Genomic DNA, 1,290 nt, shown 5'->3' with positions numbered 1-1,290 from the left:
GGCGCGGGTAGCCGCCCGCCGTACCGCCCCGGCGGGCGGCTACCCGCGCCCGGCGACCGTGAGGAGCACCGCCGAGTCCTCCAGCGCCTCCAGGGCGTGGCGGGCCGGGGGAATCACGATCAGGTCGCCGGTGCGGCCCTCCCAGGCGGTGTCGCCGCTGGTGAGCCGGACGCGGCCGCGCAGCACCTGGAGGGTCGCCTCGCCGGGGTTCTCGTGCTCGGCGAGGGAGGTGCCGGTGGTCAGCGCGAGCAGGGTCTGGCGCAGGACGTGTGCGTGGCCGCCGTGGACCGTGGCGGCGCTGCGGCCGCTGGACGCGGCGGCGGCCCGTTCGAGGTGTTCGCGGGCGAGGGCGTCGAGGGAGAGCTTCTGCATGGCGCCAGTCTCGCCGCCGGCGCCGCGCGGTCACAGGGCCGTACGGGGTACGCCGTGGCGTCCACCCCGTTCACCCGCGGGGCCGTACCGCGGTCCCCGCCCGCGGGATACTGGCGCCGTGCCGCCGACACCGCAGCCGTGGCCCCCGCGGCCCCCGGCCCCCGTCACCGCCGACGCGCCCGAGGCCATCGCGCGCCCGCTGCTCACCCAGTCCTGGCTCGACCTGACCTTCGTCCACTGGGCGGCGGACCCGGCCGACGTGGCCGGCCTGCTGCCGCCGGGCACCGTGCCCGACACGCTGGACGGCGTCACGTACGTCGGGCTCGTCGCGTTCCGGATGCACCGTGCGGGATGGCTCCGCCTCCCGGGCGTGCCCTATCTCGGCAGCTTCCCCGAGACCAATGTCCGCCTCTACTCCGTGGACGCGCACGGGAGGCGCGGTGTCGTCTTCCTGTCCCTCGACGCCTCCCGGCTGGTTCCCGTCGTGGTCGGCCGCCTCGGGTTCCGGATGCCGTACCTCTGGTCCCGCATGGACATCCGTCACGACGGCGACACCGTGACGTACACCGGTTCCCGGCGTTGGCCCGGTCCGCGCGGCGCCCGGAGCCGCCTCACCGTGCGGAAGGGCGAGCGGATCACGGAGCCCACCGGGCTGGAGCACTTCCTGACCGCCCGCTGGGGCATGCACGGCACCTTCTTCGGCCGGTCGACGTACCTGCCCAACGCCCATCCGCGGTGGCCCCTGCACCGCGCCGAGCTGATCGAGTGCGAGGAGGACCTGGTGGTGGCGGCGGGGCTGCCCGAGCCCGCCGGGGAACCGGTGAGCGTGCTGTACTCGCCGGGCGTCCCCGCCCGCTTCGGCCTCCCGGCCCGCCCGGGCGGCCTGCGCACCCCCTGACCCGACGGGAGGCCGGGAGG

At 76.6% G+C, this 1,290-nt stretch carries 2 protein-coding genes; one reads left to right on the top strand and one right to left on the bottom strand.

What is annotated here, in order from left to right; translation table 11 throughout:
• Window positions 1-39 precede the first annotated feature (39 nt).
• Entirely contained in the window at window positions 40-372 is a 333-nt protein-coding gene (locus B7L92_RS36310; protein WP_081241430.1) for a cupin domain-containing protein, read from the bottom strand.
• Between the two features lie 118 nt (window positions 373-490).
• Here B7L92_RS36310 and B7L92_RS36305 point away from each other — a divergent pair, with 118 nt between their 5' ends.
• Window positions 491-1,270 carry a YqjF family protein gene (locus B7L92_RS36305; RefSeq protein ID WP_081241429.1) on the top strand — a complete coding sequence of 260 codons (780 nt, stop codon included), beginning with the start codon at window positions 491-493 and terminating at the stop codon, window positions 1,268-1,270.
• Window positions 1,271-1,290 lie beyond the last annotated feature (20 nt).

The organism is Streptomyces viridosporus (genome assembly GCF_002078235.1).
Taxonomy (GTDB): Bacteria; Actinomycetota; Actinomycetes; order Streptomycetales; family Streptomycetaceae; genus Streptomyces; species Streptomyces viridosporus.
This window is presented reverse-complemented; position numbering and strand designations above follow the sequence as displayed.

Excerpts from the sequence above, each read along its gene's own strand:
- B7L92_RS36310 (WP_081241430.1), bottom strand. The coding sequence starts at position 372 with ATGCAGAAGCTCTCCCTCGACGCCCTCGCCCGCGAACACCTCGAACGG.